The organism is Campylobacter sp. CFSAN093260, from assembly GCF_012890095.1.
Classification (GTDB): Bacteria; Campylobacterota; Campylobacteria; order Campylobacterales; family Campylobacteraceae; genus Campylobacter_D; species Campylobacter_D jejuni.
The window spans coordinates 1,262,964-1,278,352 of record NZ_CP040618.1; the positions used below are offsets into that span (position 1 = coordinate 1,262,964).

At 30.4% G+C, this 15,389-nt stretch carries 10 protein-coding genes; 2 read left to right on the plus strand and 8 right to left on the minus strand.

The window, feature by feature from the left end; genetic code table 11:
- Positions 1–8 precede the first annotated feature (8 nt).
- Complete coding sequence (locus FBF22_RS06465; protein WP_168940557.1) at positions 9–1,982, plus strand: motility associated factor glycosyltransferase family protein; 1,974 nt, start codon at positions 9–11, stop codon at positions 1,980–1,982.
- The gene (locus tag FBF22_RS06470; RefSeq protein WP_079716833.1) at positions 1,979–3,865 is read left to right on the plus strand and encodes a motility associated factor glycosyltransferase family protein; all 1,887 of its coding nucleotides are present in this window, start codon (positions 1,979–1,981) and stop codon (positions 3,863–3,865) included. The genes FBF22_RS06465 and FBF22_RS06470 overlap by 4 nt, the downstream gene beginning before the upstream one ends.
- 30 nt (positions 3,866–3,895) lie before the next feature.
- Here FBF22_RS06470 and FBF22_RS06475 read toward each other — a convergent pair whose 3' ends face one another.
- The 8 genes from FBF22_RS06475 to FBF22_RS06510 form a co-directional block, all read right to left on the minus strand.
- Complete coding sequence (locus tag FBF22_RS06475; protein WP_168940558.1) at positions 3,896–5,617, minus strand: flagellin A; 1,722 nt, start codon at positions 5,615–5,617, stop codon at positions 3,896–3,898.
- 145 nt (positions 5,618–5,762) lie between these two features.
- Positions 5,763–7,484 (minus strand): flagellin A, encoded by a 1,722-nt coding sequence (locus FBF22_RS06480; protein WP_126681072.1) that lies wholly within the window; start codon positions 7,482–7,484, stop codon positions 5,763–5,765.
- 96 nt (positions 7,485–7,580) lie between these two features.
- Positions 7,581–9,398 carry a motility associated factor glycosyltransferase family protein gene (locus tag FBF22_RS06485; RefSeq protein ID WP_168940559.1) on the minus strand — a complete coding sequence of 606 codons (1,818 nt, stop codon included), beginning with the start codon at positions 9,396–9,398 and terminating at the stop codon, positions 7,581–7,583.
- Complete coding sequence (locus tag FBF22_RS06490) at positions 9,395–11,218, minus strand: motility associated factor glycosyltransferase family protein (protein WP_052777759.1); 1,824 nt, start codon at positions 11,216–11,218, stop codon at positions 9,395–9,397. Before FBF22_RS06490 ends, FBF22_RS06485 begins: the two co-directional genes overlap by 4 nt.
- 9 nt (positions 11,219–11,227) lie before the next feature.
- Positions 11,228–12,475 (minus strand): DUF2920 family protein, encoded by a 1,248-nt coding sequence (locus tag FBF22_RS06495; protein ID WP_002896074.1) that lies wholly within the window; start codon positions 12,473–12,475, stop codon positions 11,228–11,230.
- Positions 12,475–12,990, minus strand: coding sequence for a prepilin-type N-terminal cleavage/methylation domain-containing protein (locus tag FBF22_RS06500; protein WP_165433262.1), 516 nt, complete (start codon positions 12,988–12,990; stop codon positions 12,475–12,477). Before FBF22_RS06500 ends, FBF22_RS06495 begins: the two co-directional genes overlap by 1 nt.
- Positions 12,991–13,998, minus strand: a complete 1,008-nt coding sequence (gene tsaD / locus FBF22_RS06505; RefSeq protein WP_002884179.1) for a tRNA (adenosine(37)-N6)-threonylcarbamoyltransferase complex transferase subunit TsaD — start codon at positions 13,996–13,998, stop codon at positions 12,991–12,993.
- Positions 13,995–15,389: a M99 family carboxypeptidase catalytic domain-containing protein gene (locus tag FBF22_RS06510; protein WP_002853606.1), complete on the minus strand. Its 1,395-nt coding sequence runs from the start codon at positions 15,387–15,389 to the stop codon at positions 13,995–13,997. Before FBF22_RS06510 ends, tsaD begins: the two co-directional genes overlap by 4 nt.

The window sequence follows — 15,389 nt, forward strand, 5'->3', positions numbered from 1 at the left end:
GATTTCCAATGACCTTCACCCCTACCCAAAAAGAACTCTTTAACAAAAACATTGAGGCTTTAAGTAATATTCTTTTAAAAGAAAGTTTAAAAGAAATTAAATCAAGTAAATTTGAACTTATCTTAGGTAAAGATAATCTAGATATCAATTTAAAAGATACAAGTATAAAAAATAATGGGGGGGGGTATAATGAAAATTTACTTTATCAAGATTCCATTAAAGAATTGCAAACTATGCTAAATACTTATAATGATAAATATCTACTTTATCCTGTATTATATTTTTATGGTTTTGGAAATGGAATTTTATTTAAAGCTTTATTGCAAAATAAAAATCATCAACATATTGTGGTTTTTGAAAAAGATATAGAAATCATTTGGGTGATGTTTCATATCTTAGATTTTTCAAATGAATTACAAAATTCAAGATTGATGATTTTGCAAACAAGTTCTTTGGATATAGAATTTTTTTCTAATTTTTGCTCTAGCAAACCTTTCTTTCAATTTTCTAGAATTTATTTTTTAGAACTGATGAGTCATTATTATGAAAGATTTCATGAAGATATTTTAGGATTGAATAAAAAATTAGCAGAAAATTTTAAAAATTCTATTGTTTCTCATGGTAATGATCCTCTTGATGCTCTTCAAGGTATAGAGCAATTTGTTTATAATCTTCCTCAAATGATTACCCATCCTAGTTATAAAGAATTACTTTCTAAAAGAAAAAATTTAAGTGATACAGCTATTATTGTTTCTACAGGACCATCTCTTACTAAACAACTTCCTTTGTTAAAAAAGTATGCTAGCAAAGCTACGATTTTTTGTGCCGATAGTGCTTATCCTATTTTAGCTAAACATGGTATCAAGCCTGATTATGTTTGCATGTTGGAACGCGATGAAATAGTAGCTGAATGTTTTAATAATGATTTTGGGGAATTTGATAAGGATATTGTGTTTATTGTTAAATCTGTTACACATCCTCACACTATTAAATATCTTCAAAAAAATAATAGAGTTTTTATACTTGTATCCACCTATGCAAGCTTTATACAATATTTAAAATTAGATTATTTTGGATATTTTAATATGGGATTTAGCGTAGCACATATGAATTTTTTATTAACCATTCATCTAAAATACAAAAACATCATTCTCATAGGTCAGGATTTAGCTTATGCCAAAGATGGGCAAACACACTCTCAAGGTTTTATCCATGCTAATTTACACAATGGAGACTATAAAAGGGACTTAGATAAATTTAGCACTACAGCTTATGGAGGAAATGGAAAAGTTCAAAGTTCTGAAATTTGGACACTTTTTAGACATAACTTTGAAAAAGATATAGTCAATATAAAAATGAATTATCACATCACCACCTACAACTGTACCGAAGGTGGAGCAAGGATAGAAGTAACCATAGAAAAACCTTTTTTATGGGCTTGTAAGAATTTACTTGATAAAGATTTAAATAAACCTTTTGAAAAATTAGAACCTTTAAGTTTAAATAAACAAAATGAGTTTTTACTTAAGGCTTATTATAAAGTTTATCAAAGTATTAAACATTGTAGAGATTTTAACGATAATTTTATTAAAGTTTATGATAAAATAAAAAACTCTTTTATGAGTTTACAAAATTCTCAAAAAAATGAAATTTTTATTCAAGAAATTATTCAAGATATAGATAAAACCAAAACTCAAATAGATGAACTTTACAATACTCAAAAAGATTTGATACAAATTTTAGGTCCCTTACTAACTCAATTTGAACTTAATCTTGCTAGAATTTATGTTTTAAATCCTAAAACCAAAGAAGATGCTTTTAATAAAAGCATTCTTTGGATAAAAGAACATTTAGAATTTATGGAATTAGTTTATGGACATATTAAAGCACAAGAAAATGCTTTGATAAAAAATATACTTCCTTTAGAAGAAAAACTTAAAGAAAGAAAATTAGATAAATGGATGGAAAGGGTGAGAAGGTGAAAGAAGAAAATAATTTTAACAAAAATTTAAAAGCTTTGAGCGGTTTTGAGTATAACAACTTACGCAAAAAACTTGAGGATCTAAAAGAGCTTAGAGAATTTACTTTCACTCAAGGAAAAGATAATCTTGATATCAATATCATAAAAAAAAGCAATTTAAAAAAAATGTATCAAGATCCCATCAAAGAACTTGAAAAAAATTTAGAATATTTTAAAGATTTTACACGCTATCCTGTGCTTTTTTTTTATGGTTTTGGAAATGGAATTTTATATAAAATTCTACTTCAAAATCAAGCACTTAAAAGAATAATCATCTTTGAAAAAGAATTAGAACTTATCTTTTTGGCTTTAAATTTCATAGATTTTAGCAAAGATTTAAGCTTAGGGCGACTCATTATTTTACATCATGATGATATTAATCTTCCTAAAATGGATAAAGTTTTTCGTTTGATAGGAGATTTGTTTTATCGTTCTTATAACCTACACATTGCCAATGATTTTTATGAACACTATAAAGAAGATATTTTAAAACTTAATAAACTCAATATGCAAACCATCAAAAATCACAATCTTATGCATGGTAATGATCCAAAAGATGCTCTTCAAGGCATAGAGCAATTTGTTTATAATCTTCCTCAAATGATTACCCATCCTAGTTATAAAGAATTACTTTCTAAAAGAAAGGGTATAAGTGATACAGCTATCATTGTTTCTACAGGACCATCTCTTACTAAACAACTTCCTTTGTTAAAAAAATATGCTAATAAAGCTACAATTTTTTGTGCAGATTCTTCTTATCCTATTTTAGCTAAACATGGTATAAAGCCTGATTATGTTTGTATGTTGGAACGCGATGAAATAGTAGCTGAATGTTTTAATAATGATTTTAAAGATTTTGATAAAGACATCATTTTTCTAATAGCTTCTTTGGTGCATAAAAAAACCATTTCTTATCTTGAAAAAAATCAAAGAAAATACATTTTAATTATAAAAGGCCAGCCTTTTGCTAGATACTTGGAACTAGATAATTATGGATATATTAACGGAGGTATGAGTGTATCTCACATGGCTTATGAACTGGCTGAAAATTTAGGACATAAAAACATCATTCTCATAGGTCAGGATTTAGCTTATGCCAAAGATGGACAAACACACTCTCAAGGTTTTATCCATGCTAATTTACACAATGGAGACTATGAAAGGGACTTAGATAAATTTAGCACTACAGCTTATGGAGGAAATGGCAAAGTTCAAAGTTCTGAAATTTGGACACTTTTTAGACAAATTTTTGAAAATTTCATTGCTTTTAGCAAAAGTAAAACTTATAATTGCACTGAAGGAGGTGCTAGGATAGAAAGCGCTATAGAAAAACCTTTTAAAGAACTTTGCGAAGATTTACTCAAAAATAAAAAAGATAAAAAATTTAAAAAATTACAAGTTTTAAATACTAAAGAACAAGTAAAACTCGGATTAAAAATCTATCAAAAAATCAAAAAAAATATGAATTTATCCTTGAATTTTAAAAAAGAGTGTAAAAAAGTTCAAAAACAAATTCACAATCTTACCCATGGAAAGAACAAACTCTCTCTTGAACAAATAAATCAAAATATAGACAAAATCAAAGAAAAACTTTCAAATAAAAAATATCTCTTTTTGCAAGAAATTTTAGGCCCTACTTTACATCACGAACAAAGTATATTAACGCCTTTATATCTTAAAGATATCAAAGATGACTCCGATAAACAAAATAAACTTTTTGCTTGGATTTATGCGCATGAATCTTTGATGGAAAATATCATAGAACTTTTAGAAGCTCAAGACAAAAGACTTAAAATCGCTATTTTACCTTTGCAAGACTTTTTAGAAAAGAAAAAAGCACTTTAAAAGCTTAGATGCATAAAAGCATCTAAGAAATTATTGAAGAAGTTTTAAAACATTTTGTTGAACAGCATTAGCTTGACTCATAGCATAAGAACCTGACTGTGCAAGGATATTATATTTAGAAAAATTTGCACTCTCGGCTGCAAAGTCCACATCTCTTATGGTTGATTCAGCTGCTTTAACGTTTACCTGAGTTACGGTAATGTTGTTTATAGTAACTTGAAGTTGATTTTGTACTGAACCAATGTCAGCTCTGATTTGATCAAGATTTGTTGTAGCCGTTTCAGCTATGTCCATCACTGCCATAGCACCCTTAAGTGTGGTAACACCTGCGGTTTCATCTTTTACTCCAAGAACTGAAGTTTTCATGGTTGCAAATTGTGATAAATTTGACCCAACTGAAAAACCAGAACCAGAAGAAACATTATATACCCTAGAAGCTGCAGATGCAGTTGATATAACTGTTGCATTAGCAGTAAGTATAGCAGAATAACCCTTACTACTACCTATAGAATAACCTGAACCTGCTGAAAATCCACTTCCTGCACTACTCATATAAGCAGAAACAGAAGAAAAACCACCTATCACAACACCTTTATTTACAGAACCAAATCCCATAGCATCAGCGATATTAGCATCAAATCTTCCTTTTGATTCTCTTAAAGAAACAGAAGCTTGAGAAATAAAACTATTTGCACCAAATCCTGCAGCAGTTAATCCTGTACCACTTACTAAAATATCCTTACCATCGTTTTTAACTAAAGACAAGCGGCCATAATTTTCTTTCATATTGGCATTGATAAAAGCACCCCCGCCTATATCACCATCAATTTTAATCCCTCTACCTTCTCTTGAAGTAAGCAAAAGTTGTCCATTAGCATCGATTGAAGCTTCAACTCCGGTAGTATCTTTAACTGAGTTAATTGCAGCGACCAAAGCACCGTTTCCATCACCATCTTCATAGGCTACTTGACCTATAGTTACCCCATTGATAGCAAAGTCATTTGAAGTAGTTCCGGCTCTAACTGCAGCCATACCTCTAGTTTCTACTGTAAAAGTAGCTCTAACACCGGTTTTATCAGCACTTTTATTGATCTCTTCTGCCAAGGCTCCAAGTCCTGTTCCAACTGAAGTTGAAATCACAACTTTTTGAAACTTAAAATCATCTATACCGTTGTAGTTTTTAAGAGTAAATTGCACTTCGCCACTAGATGAAATTCTTCCTCCTGTTTCAAAGCGTGTTAAACCGATTTTAGAAGACTGAGTTGCTCCTATAGTAGCTTTTATAGTTTGATTTGAACTCGCACCGATTTGAAATTCTTGATTGATAAAATTTCCACTTAAAAGTTGTTTACCGTTAAATGAAGTAGTATTTGCGATATTGTCAAGTTCTTCCATTAAACGGTTGATATCTGCTTGAAGCATAGTTCTTGTTTTTAAACTTTGTCCATCTTGAGCTGCTTGAGTTGCCTTAGTTTTGATTGTATCTAAGATTTTAAGTTGCTCATCCATAGCCTTATCAGCAGTTTGTAAGATACCTATAGCATCATTACCATTGTTTATAGCTTGACCTAAAGTAGCTGCTTGTGAACGCAAAGAATCTGCTATAGCCATCCCTGAAGCATCATCTGCTGCGGAGTTGATTCTAAGACCTGAACTAAGTCTGCTTAAAGACTTATCCAGCTCTCTAGCATTAACAACTGAATTTGCATGTGCGTTTAATGCACCGATGTTGGTGTTTATCCTAAAACCCATTTTAAATCCTTTCAAAATATTGCATCGAAAAGATTAAAGCAAGAAGTGTTCCAAGTTTTAGTTTAATTAAAAATTCTAGAGTTTAAAATAAAAAAAGCCTAGTTTAAACTAGGCTTGGATTTATATATATTGCAGCTTTTGTAAACTACTGTAGCAATCTTAAAACATTTTGTTGAACAGAATTAGCCTGTGCCATGGCATAAGAGCCACTTTGAGCTAAGATATTTGCTTTAGAGTAGTTTGCACTCTCGGCTGCAAAGTCTACATCACGGATTTGTGACTCAGCTGCTTTAACGTTTACCTGAGTAACGGTAATGTTGTTTATAGTTGATGTAACTTGATTTTGCACTGAACCAATGTCAGCTCTGATTTGATCAAGATTTGTTATAGCCGTTTCAGCTATGTCCATCACTGCCATAGCACCCTTAAGTGTGGTAACACCTGCGGTTTCATCTTTTACTCCAAGAACTGAAGTTTTCATGGTTGCAAATTGTGATAAATTTGACCCAACTGAAAAACCAGAACCAGAAGAAACATTATATACCCTAGAAGCTGCAGATGCAGTTGATATAACTGTTGCATTAGCAGTAAGTATAGCAGAATAACCCTTACTACTACCTATAGAATAACCTGAACCTGCTGAAAATCCACTTCCTGCACTACTCATATAAGCAGAAACAGAAGAAAAACCACCTATCACAACACCTTTATTTACAGAACCAAATCCCATAGCATCAGCGATATTAGCATCAATTTGTCCTTTTGATTCTCTTAAAGAAACAGAAGCTTGAGAAATAAAACTATTTGCACCAAATCCTGCAGCAGTTAATCCTGTACCACTTACTAAAATATCCTTACCATCGTTTTTAACTAAAGACAAGCGGCCATAATTTTCTTTCATATTGGCATTGATAAAAGCACCCCCGCCTATATCACCATCAATTTTAATCCCTCTACCTTCTCTTGAAGTAAGCAAAAGTTGTCCATTAGCATCGATTGAAGCTTCAACTCCGGTAGTATCTTTAACTGAATTGATTGCAGAAACCAAAGATCCATTGGCATCACCATCCTTATAATCTACTTTACCTATAGTTACCCCATTGATAGCAAAGTCATTTGAAGTAGTTCCGGCTCTAACTGCAGCCATACCTCTAGTTTCTACTGTAAAAGTAGCTCTAACACCGGTTTTATCAGCATTTTTATTGATCTCATCTGCCAAGGCTCCAAGTCCTGTTCCAACTGAAGTTGAAATCACAACTTTTTGAAACTTAAAATCATCTATACCGTTGTAGTTTTTAAGAGTAAATTGCACTTCGCCACTAGATGAAATTCTTCCTCCTGTTTCAAAGCGTGTTAAACCGATTTTAGAAGACTGAGTTGCTCCTATAGTAGCTTTTATAGTTTGATTTGAACTCGCACCGATTTGAAATTCTTGATTGATAAAATTTCCACTTAAAAGTTGTTTACCGTTAAATGAAGTAGTATTTGCGATATTGTCAAGTTCTTCCATTAAACGGTTGATATCTGCTTGAAGCATAGTTCTTGTTTTTAAACTTTGTCCATCTTGAGCTGCTTGAGTTGCCTTAGTTTTGATTGTATCTAAGATTTTAAGTTGCTCATCCATAGCCTTATCAGCAGTTTGTAAGATACCTAAAGCATCATTACCATTAGATATAGCTTGACCTAAAGTATTAGCTTGAGATCTTAAACTATCTGCTATCGCCATCCCTGAAGCATCATCTGCTGCGGAGTTAATTCTAAGACCTGAACTAAGTCTGCTTAAAGAAGCATCTAAACTTTTACTATTTAAATCAGCGTTTGCTTTAGCATTTAAAGCTGCAACATTGGTGTTAATACGAAATCCCATTTTAAATCCTTTTAAAAATTTTCAAGCTCATCCATGAACTTGTTAAATGCTATATCGTGCAATCAAAAAAATATTTTATACTTTAGTAATAAAATTTCATACTTTTGACAAAGACTTGTATTTTTGTTCTAACTTTTCTATAAAATAAAGCAACCATTCATGGTAAGCTTTGATATAGGCTGTGATAAAATGTGTTTCATCTTTTATATGAAGTTTTAATACATCGGAAATTAATTTTCCACGATAAGCAAAAGCTCCTCTTAAAACTTCATCCTGTATAAACTCATCTGTATCTAAAGAGTGATTAAAATTTTCTATGTTTTGATAGACTTTTTCTAAAAATTCCAAAGGCAAGATAAAATCTTTACTGAGTATATTTTCTAAAATTTGTTTTAAAGCTAAGGCATCGTCTAAAAATCTTTTGGCATTTTCTTGATCTTTTTGTATTTTTTCTTTGAATTTAACTAGGAGTTTATCACTTCTATTTTTAGTTAAACTTTTTGGAAGTTCAAATTTGGGTTTTTCTTTTGTAAGGAGTTTTTCACAACATTCTTTAAAGGAAAGTTCTTCAGTGAAATTAATCCTTGCTCCACCTTCAGTAGCATTGTAAAACTTTGCTTTTTGTTCGTTGCAAGCAAAAAGGTATTCTAATTTTATACGATAATCATTCCATGCAATATGAGTTAAAACTTCTCCTTTACCTGCATAGGCAGGGATTTTAAATTTATCTATATTAGCTCCTCCTTCATATTTTTCCCCGTAACTAAAACCTTTTGAATGAGAATTTCCTTCTTCATCAAAAGCTAAATCTTGTCCTATCATGATGATATTTTTAAATCCTAAAGCTAAAGCTAAAGTATAAGAAAAATGACTTACATGAGTACCCGTATCTATATAACCAAAGTCATTAAGGTTAAAGCGTTGATATAAAGCTTTATTTCTTAAAATAATCATACAATTTTCAGCCTTTAAACTACGCACAACATTAGGATGCGTGGCACACTCAAGAGCAATGATGCTTTGTTTTAAATTTTCTTTATTTTGAAAAAATTTCATTGCCAAATCCCTACAATCTAAATTAGTAACATAATCAGGTATTATACCTTCTTTTTCAAGCATACTTAAAGCCCCATCTGCACAAAAGATCACCGCTTTATCTTGATAAGCTTTAAGCAAAGAAAGTTGTTTGGCTAAGCTTGGTCCTGCAGAAACTACTATAGCATTGTCAAATTTGTTTTTTCTTTCGCTTAAGATTCTTTGAAAAGGAATACTTCCAAGCATAGAAGGGATATTTTGCAAAAACTGTCCATGTGTTAGCAAAGGTAAAAAACATGTAATATCTGCATTTCTTATTGCTACACTTGCACTTTTAATACAAAGTTCATTTACAAATAAAATAGAAGCTTCATAGTATTTAAGATAATAATGCGAGCTAATAAACATTTCATATAAACTTAAACACTCTAAAATACTTTGCTGATCAAAAATCATAGCAATTTGAATTTCTAAACCCTTTGCAACACAGTCAAATAATACAACCTTATAAACTTTCAACTCCTCACTCAAATCTATCGTGCTTAAAGCTAGGATAAAAAGTTCGATTTCACTTTCAAATACAAAAAGATGTTTATAGTGTTTGGATAAATTTTTAATAAGCAAAGCATTGCCTATACCATAAATACATACAAAAGGATATCTATGAGTTTTTTCTAAAATACTTTGATAGAAAAAATTTAATTCTTCTTCTAAATTTTCATACATGAAAACATTATGAGTTTTATCATAGATATTTAAATTTTCATCTATACTAAAACGAGAACAAGTTTTATTTTGTATGAAATTTAAAAGTTTATTTCCTAAGGGTTCATTTACCCCACTTAATAAAGCTTGTATGTTTTTTTCTAGCAAATTCATGGAAGTTCCTTAAAAGAATCGATGATAATATTTATTCTTTGCTCTAATTTTTCCATAAAATAAAGCAACCATTCATGGTAAGCTTTAATATAAGCTGTGATGAAACTAGCATTATCTACAATATTTTCTTTATAAACTAAACTTGTCTTAAGCCCTCGCTCATACATCACTGCTTTTAAAATACCATCCTGTATAAACTCATCTGTATCTAAAGAGTGATTAAAATTTTCTATGTTTTGATAGACTTTTTCTAAAAATTCCAAAGGCAAGATAAAATCTTTACTGAGTATATTTTCTAAAATTTGTTTTAAAGCTAAGGCATCGTCTAAAAATCTTTTGGCATTTTCTTGATCTTTTTGTATTTTTTCTTTGAATTTAACTAGGAGTTTATCACTTCTATTTTTAGTTAAACTTTTTGGAAGTTCAAATTTGGGTTTTTCTTTTGTAAGGAGTTTTTCACAACATTCTTTAAAGGAAAGTTCTTCAGTGAAATTAATCCTTGCTCCACCTTCAGTAGCATTGTAAAACTTTGCTTTTTGTTCGTTGCAAGCAAAAAGGTATTCTAATTTTATACGATAATCATTCCATGCAATATGAGTTAAAACTTCTCCTTTACCTGCATAGGCAGGGATTTTAAATTTATCTATATTAGCTCCTCCTTCATATTTTTCCCCGTAACTAAAACCTTTTGAATGAGAATTTCCTTCTTCATCAAAAGCTAAATCTTGTCCTATCATGATGATATTTTTAAATCCTAAAGCTAAAGCTAAAGTATAAGAAAAATGACTTACATGAGTACCCGTATCTATATAACCAAAGTCATTAAGGTTAAAGCGTTGATATAAGGGATCCTCTCTTAAAACTACGCTTTTATTATCCAAACAACAAACCAAACTAGGATGAGTAGCACATGAAAGCACATTTAAAGAAGTTTTATTTTCTTTATTTTGAAAAAATTTCATTGCCAAATCCCTACAATCTAAATTAGTAACATAATCAGGTATTATACCTTCTTTTTCAAGCATACTTAAAGCCCCATCTGCACAAAAGATCACCGCTTTATCTTGATAAGCTTTAAGCAAAGAAAGTTGTTTGGCTAAGCTTGGTCCTGCAGAAACTACTATAGCATTGTCAAATTTGTTTTTTCTTTCGCTTAAGATTCTTTGAAAAGGAATACTTCCAAGCATAGAAGGGATATTTTGCAAAAGATGAGAATAACACTGAAAAGAAATTGTTAAATTTAAACCTAAATTCCTTATAACAATTTTGATATTTTTTTCACAAAGCTCATTTGCTTTATGCCAAATATCTTCATAAAACTTTTTATAATAAACATTATTTACAAACATTTCATATAAACTTAGATACTCAAACATATCTTTCATATCAAAAAGTATAAGTAGTTGAATATCCACTCTTTCTTCTTTGATATCTACAAGATAAATTTTTCCACTACAAAGTTCCTCACTCAAATCTATCGTGCTTAAAGCTAGGATAAAAAGTTCGATTTCACTTTCAAATACAAAAAGATGTTTATAGTGTTTGGATAAATTTTTAATAAGCAAAGCATTGCCTATACCATAAATACATACAAAAGGATATCTATGAGTTTTTTCTAAAATACTTTGATAGAAAAAATTTAATTCTTCTTCTAAATTTTCATACATGAAAACATTATGAGTTTTATCATAGATATTTAAATTTTCATCTATACTAAAACGAGAACAAGTTTTATTTTGTATGAAATTTAAAAGTTTATTTCCTAAGGGTTCATTTACCCCACTTAATAAAGCTTGTATGTTTTTTTCTAGTATGGTCATTGGGTTTCCTTAAATTTTATCTATCTTTAACAATATTTTGTCATCTTTTTCGCTAAATTTATACAACAAATCCTCACAAGGATAAGAGATGTATTTTTCTTTACAATCTTTTTTTGGATTTTGTTTTATTTTTTCTAGCATTAAAGGAAGTTCTTTCTTAATCAAAAGTTTTACTGGAATTCCCATGCCGTGATTTAAGTTTTTAATAAATTTTCCATCAACTTGAGATTCTTTAGTAATAGAATGCAAAGTTGCATCAAAACCAAGTTTCTCAAGCTCTTTATAAAGCATAGTTTTTTCTTTTAAAGAAACATACTCATCATATAATGAATGATAACTTATAAAGCAAGTTTTTAAACATTTTGATTGTTCTAAAAGATGATCTTCCTCTAAAAGATTTCGAATTTTTCTTCTTGCGGGAGAAAAAAAACGAGGCGACGAAGAATTACTTGTCCAAAAAGTTTTTGTCGAACAATGTGTTTTAATATGATGAAAAAAATCAAAAGTAGCAAATTCGCTATACTGCATAAAATCTATTTCCTTTCCAAAACCTACAACTCTCCATAAAAACTTAGCACCACTAGAATTATCTATCACCCCATCTACCAACCAAGGTGCAATCTTAGCTGCCAAATGTGCTAAATATCCCCCATGAGAACTACCTATCATAATAACTGGTATACCCCCCCCCATAGTATCAAAAGGAGCATGTTTTTTAAGGTAAAGTGCAACATTTAAAAGATCTTGAGCTTGCATAATCCCAAAATTTTGATATTCGTTTTTTGCAGGTTGCAAACTCACATGTAAATTTAAAAAATAATTTGGTGTAAAATTACCTTTTTGCTTGCCTTCAACCATTTGATTATTTACAAAATGAAAAATTTCACTCATTTGTTTATAATCTTGAATTTTATCAACATCATAAGGAAGCTTGATATCCGCAGCTTCACAACTTGCTTTTAAAATAAGCTTGTCTATATCATCTAAATAAAAAGTTGATCCAGTTTGAGGACGATTGCCAATACAATGATAATTTACTCCAACAAAAGCTAAATTAAAATTTTTAAGCAAATACTCTACGATAAATTTTAAATATACATCATTACAATCCGCACCCACTCCTTGCACCACAAACACCAAGGCTTCAGGTGTTTTTTCATCATCATACCAAAGCTTAAATTCAAGCTTTGATTCTCTTTTTATACCAAGCTCTACATCATCACAAGAGTCAATCTCATAAGCTTTACTCACTATCATTACATTCCCCCTATTAAAAGATAAGTTTTACTCGCTAGGTTTTTAAAATTTTCATTCTTACTTAAAATCACACAAGCTTTATTACTAGAAGAGCTTGTAAAGTCTATATTTTCTAAATCTTCATGGCTTTGATTGGCTGCGTTGATGATAGTATTTTTACTTGCTTCATTGCTTGAAATTCCCATGAGTATAAAATCAGCTTTATTTATAAAAACAAGTTTTAAGCATTCTTTATCATCACCTACGCGAAAATTTACTTCTTTTATACCGTTAAAATTACTAAGATCAACATTTTCAACCCCGCTTACATTACTCATCGTTTTTATAGAGCTTAAATGATCATTTTTTAAAGTATAAATGCTTATATCGTTGATCAAAGTTTTAAGGTTATTTAAAGACTTACTAACTTCAGCTTCATCCTTACTTGAACTCATTTTTGGTAAAGCAATAGCGGCTAAAATTCCTAAAATAACAATCACAAAAACAAGTTCTAATATGGTAAAAGCTTTTTTCATTTATATCCTTGAAAAATTTTTATTTTTAGGGCTTAAAATATCTTCTTCTATGCTTACAAATTCCTTTTTTTCATAAGCATCAACCGCAGCTCTTGCTATCATCAAAGCATTATCAGAGCAGAATTTTAAAGGAGCTAGTTTTAAATTTATATTATATTTTTGACATAAATTTTGCAAACGCGAACGCAAGTTAAGATTTGCACTAGCTCCACCTACAACGCCAAAATTTTTAAATTTATAAAGATTAAAAATTTTTTCTAATTTATCCATGATATGATCACAAGCTGTATTTTCAAAGGCATAAGCTATTTCTGCTTTTGTGTCTTCATTTAAATTTTCATGCTTTAAAATTTCCAAACGCACTGCATTTTTAAGCCCTGAAAAACTGAAAGCAAGTTCTTTAGAATACTTTAAAGGTATATTAAAAGAGATATTTTTAAGTTTGGCGTTTTTTGCTAAATTTTCTATGATGACCCCACCAGGATAACCTAAATTCATCATTTTAGCCACTTTATCAAAACTTTCTCCAAAGCTATCATCATTTGTACTTGCTAAAAGCTCTAAGCTTGCATCATCTTTAAGATAAAGCACCATGGTATGCCCACCACTAACAAGCAAAATTCCCATATCTAAAGAAATTTTTTCTTCCAAAAAAAGACTATAAATATGACCTTTAAGATGATTTATAGGGATTAAGGGTAAATTTAGAGCACTTGCTAAGGTTTTTGCCATAGAAATTCCACTGAGCAAAGAAACACTAAGTCCAGGTTCATTTGTCACAGCTATGGCACAAAGATTTTTAAAATACTCTTTACATTGCTTAAGTATCTTTGGTAAAGCCTCGCTATGAAGTCTTGCAGCAAGTTCAGGTACCACTCCCCCATAGATACTATGATCTAATTCTTGGGAAATTTTTTTATGAAATTTACATTCTAAGGTGTTTTTATCAATGATAGCTATAGAACTATCATCACAAGAACTTTCTATAGCTAGGATAAGATTTTTCATTCAAATTCCACTAAAATAGAACCTAAGAATTTATCTTTTGATCTTGCCATTTTAAGAGTGTTTAAATCCAAATTTTTAGCATTTTTGATCAACTTGCTATTGGTATTTGCTTCTAAAAGTTGTTGCAAATTCGCCCCTCTTAACTCATAAAATTCCACTCTATAAATTTTACCTGCCATATCTAAAGAATATTGTGTTTGCATATTTTTTTTATGAACTAAAATACCACTTTCATCTTTTGAGTGATCAAAGCCTATGATATTTACGCGCACATTAGCTATCTTTGGAATAAGAAAATTCTCTTTTACTTTTACCTTGGTTCCAAAAGGAACTGTGGTTTCATTGCCATCAACTTGAAAAGTTACTTCATTAAAAGCATCGCTAAATTCTAAATACTCAGGATATAATCTTGTTTGAAAACGATTGCCATATTGGATATAAAAAGAATTTCCTTCTGCGATAACAGCCGTAAGTTCATTGCTTGTGTTATAATTTAACTCTTTATTTACCGGAAAAGGCACATAGTTGATAACCTTTCTTGGATTTTTTAAAGAAAGTAAAATTCTATCATCAAAAAGTTTTACTTCAAGCTCTTTATTTATGGCTTTATCAACTCCTTGCGGAGTGAGTTCGAAATCTCTGCTAAATTCAATTCCTGCGGTTTTTAAATAATTTTCAATTGCCAAAAGATGATAATAAGCTCTTAAATTTACAGGCAGATTTTTACTTGCTTCATTTGCAAAAGCGGCTTTGTGATTTGAAATCACAAAATAAGTTAAAGCTTTAAGCATTTCCGTATCGCCAAGCTCTTGGGTTTTGGTGTTTTTAAGATGATAAGCATGCTTTGGATCAGCAAGTGAAGAATTGACACTATTTACGGTTTGAGTGGCGATATTTTCAAGATCAGGGTATTTGCTTGCATTGATTTCGCTTGTATCAATCACGCTTGAATTTCCCCAACGCTTAGGATTTTGCATCGCATCGATATAAGTGGGTTTATAAAAACCCCAACCATCGTGAAGATTGATCACCATACTAACTTCAGGAAGTAAAATAAGCTCTTTAATGCGTTGAACGGTTTTATAATCAGGATCTTTTGGGCTAATGTTTGCAAATTTACGGTTTAAATCCCCATTATTCCCACGCGAACGCTTGATAATGCTATCAAAAGCTAAATTTGGAGCCACTATAATCTTACCCTTGGTGATATTATAATCACTCAAAAGCAAACTTGCCGCATGAAATCCACCAGGCTCATCACCTTGAATTCCACCAAAAATTAAAACTGTATTATTATCATCTAGACTTTTTCCATTTTCTCCTACGCTAAAGTCTAGCTCTAAAGCAAAAATGCTTGTTATAAAAAATAAAATTGTTAAAAAAATTTTCAT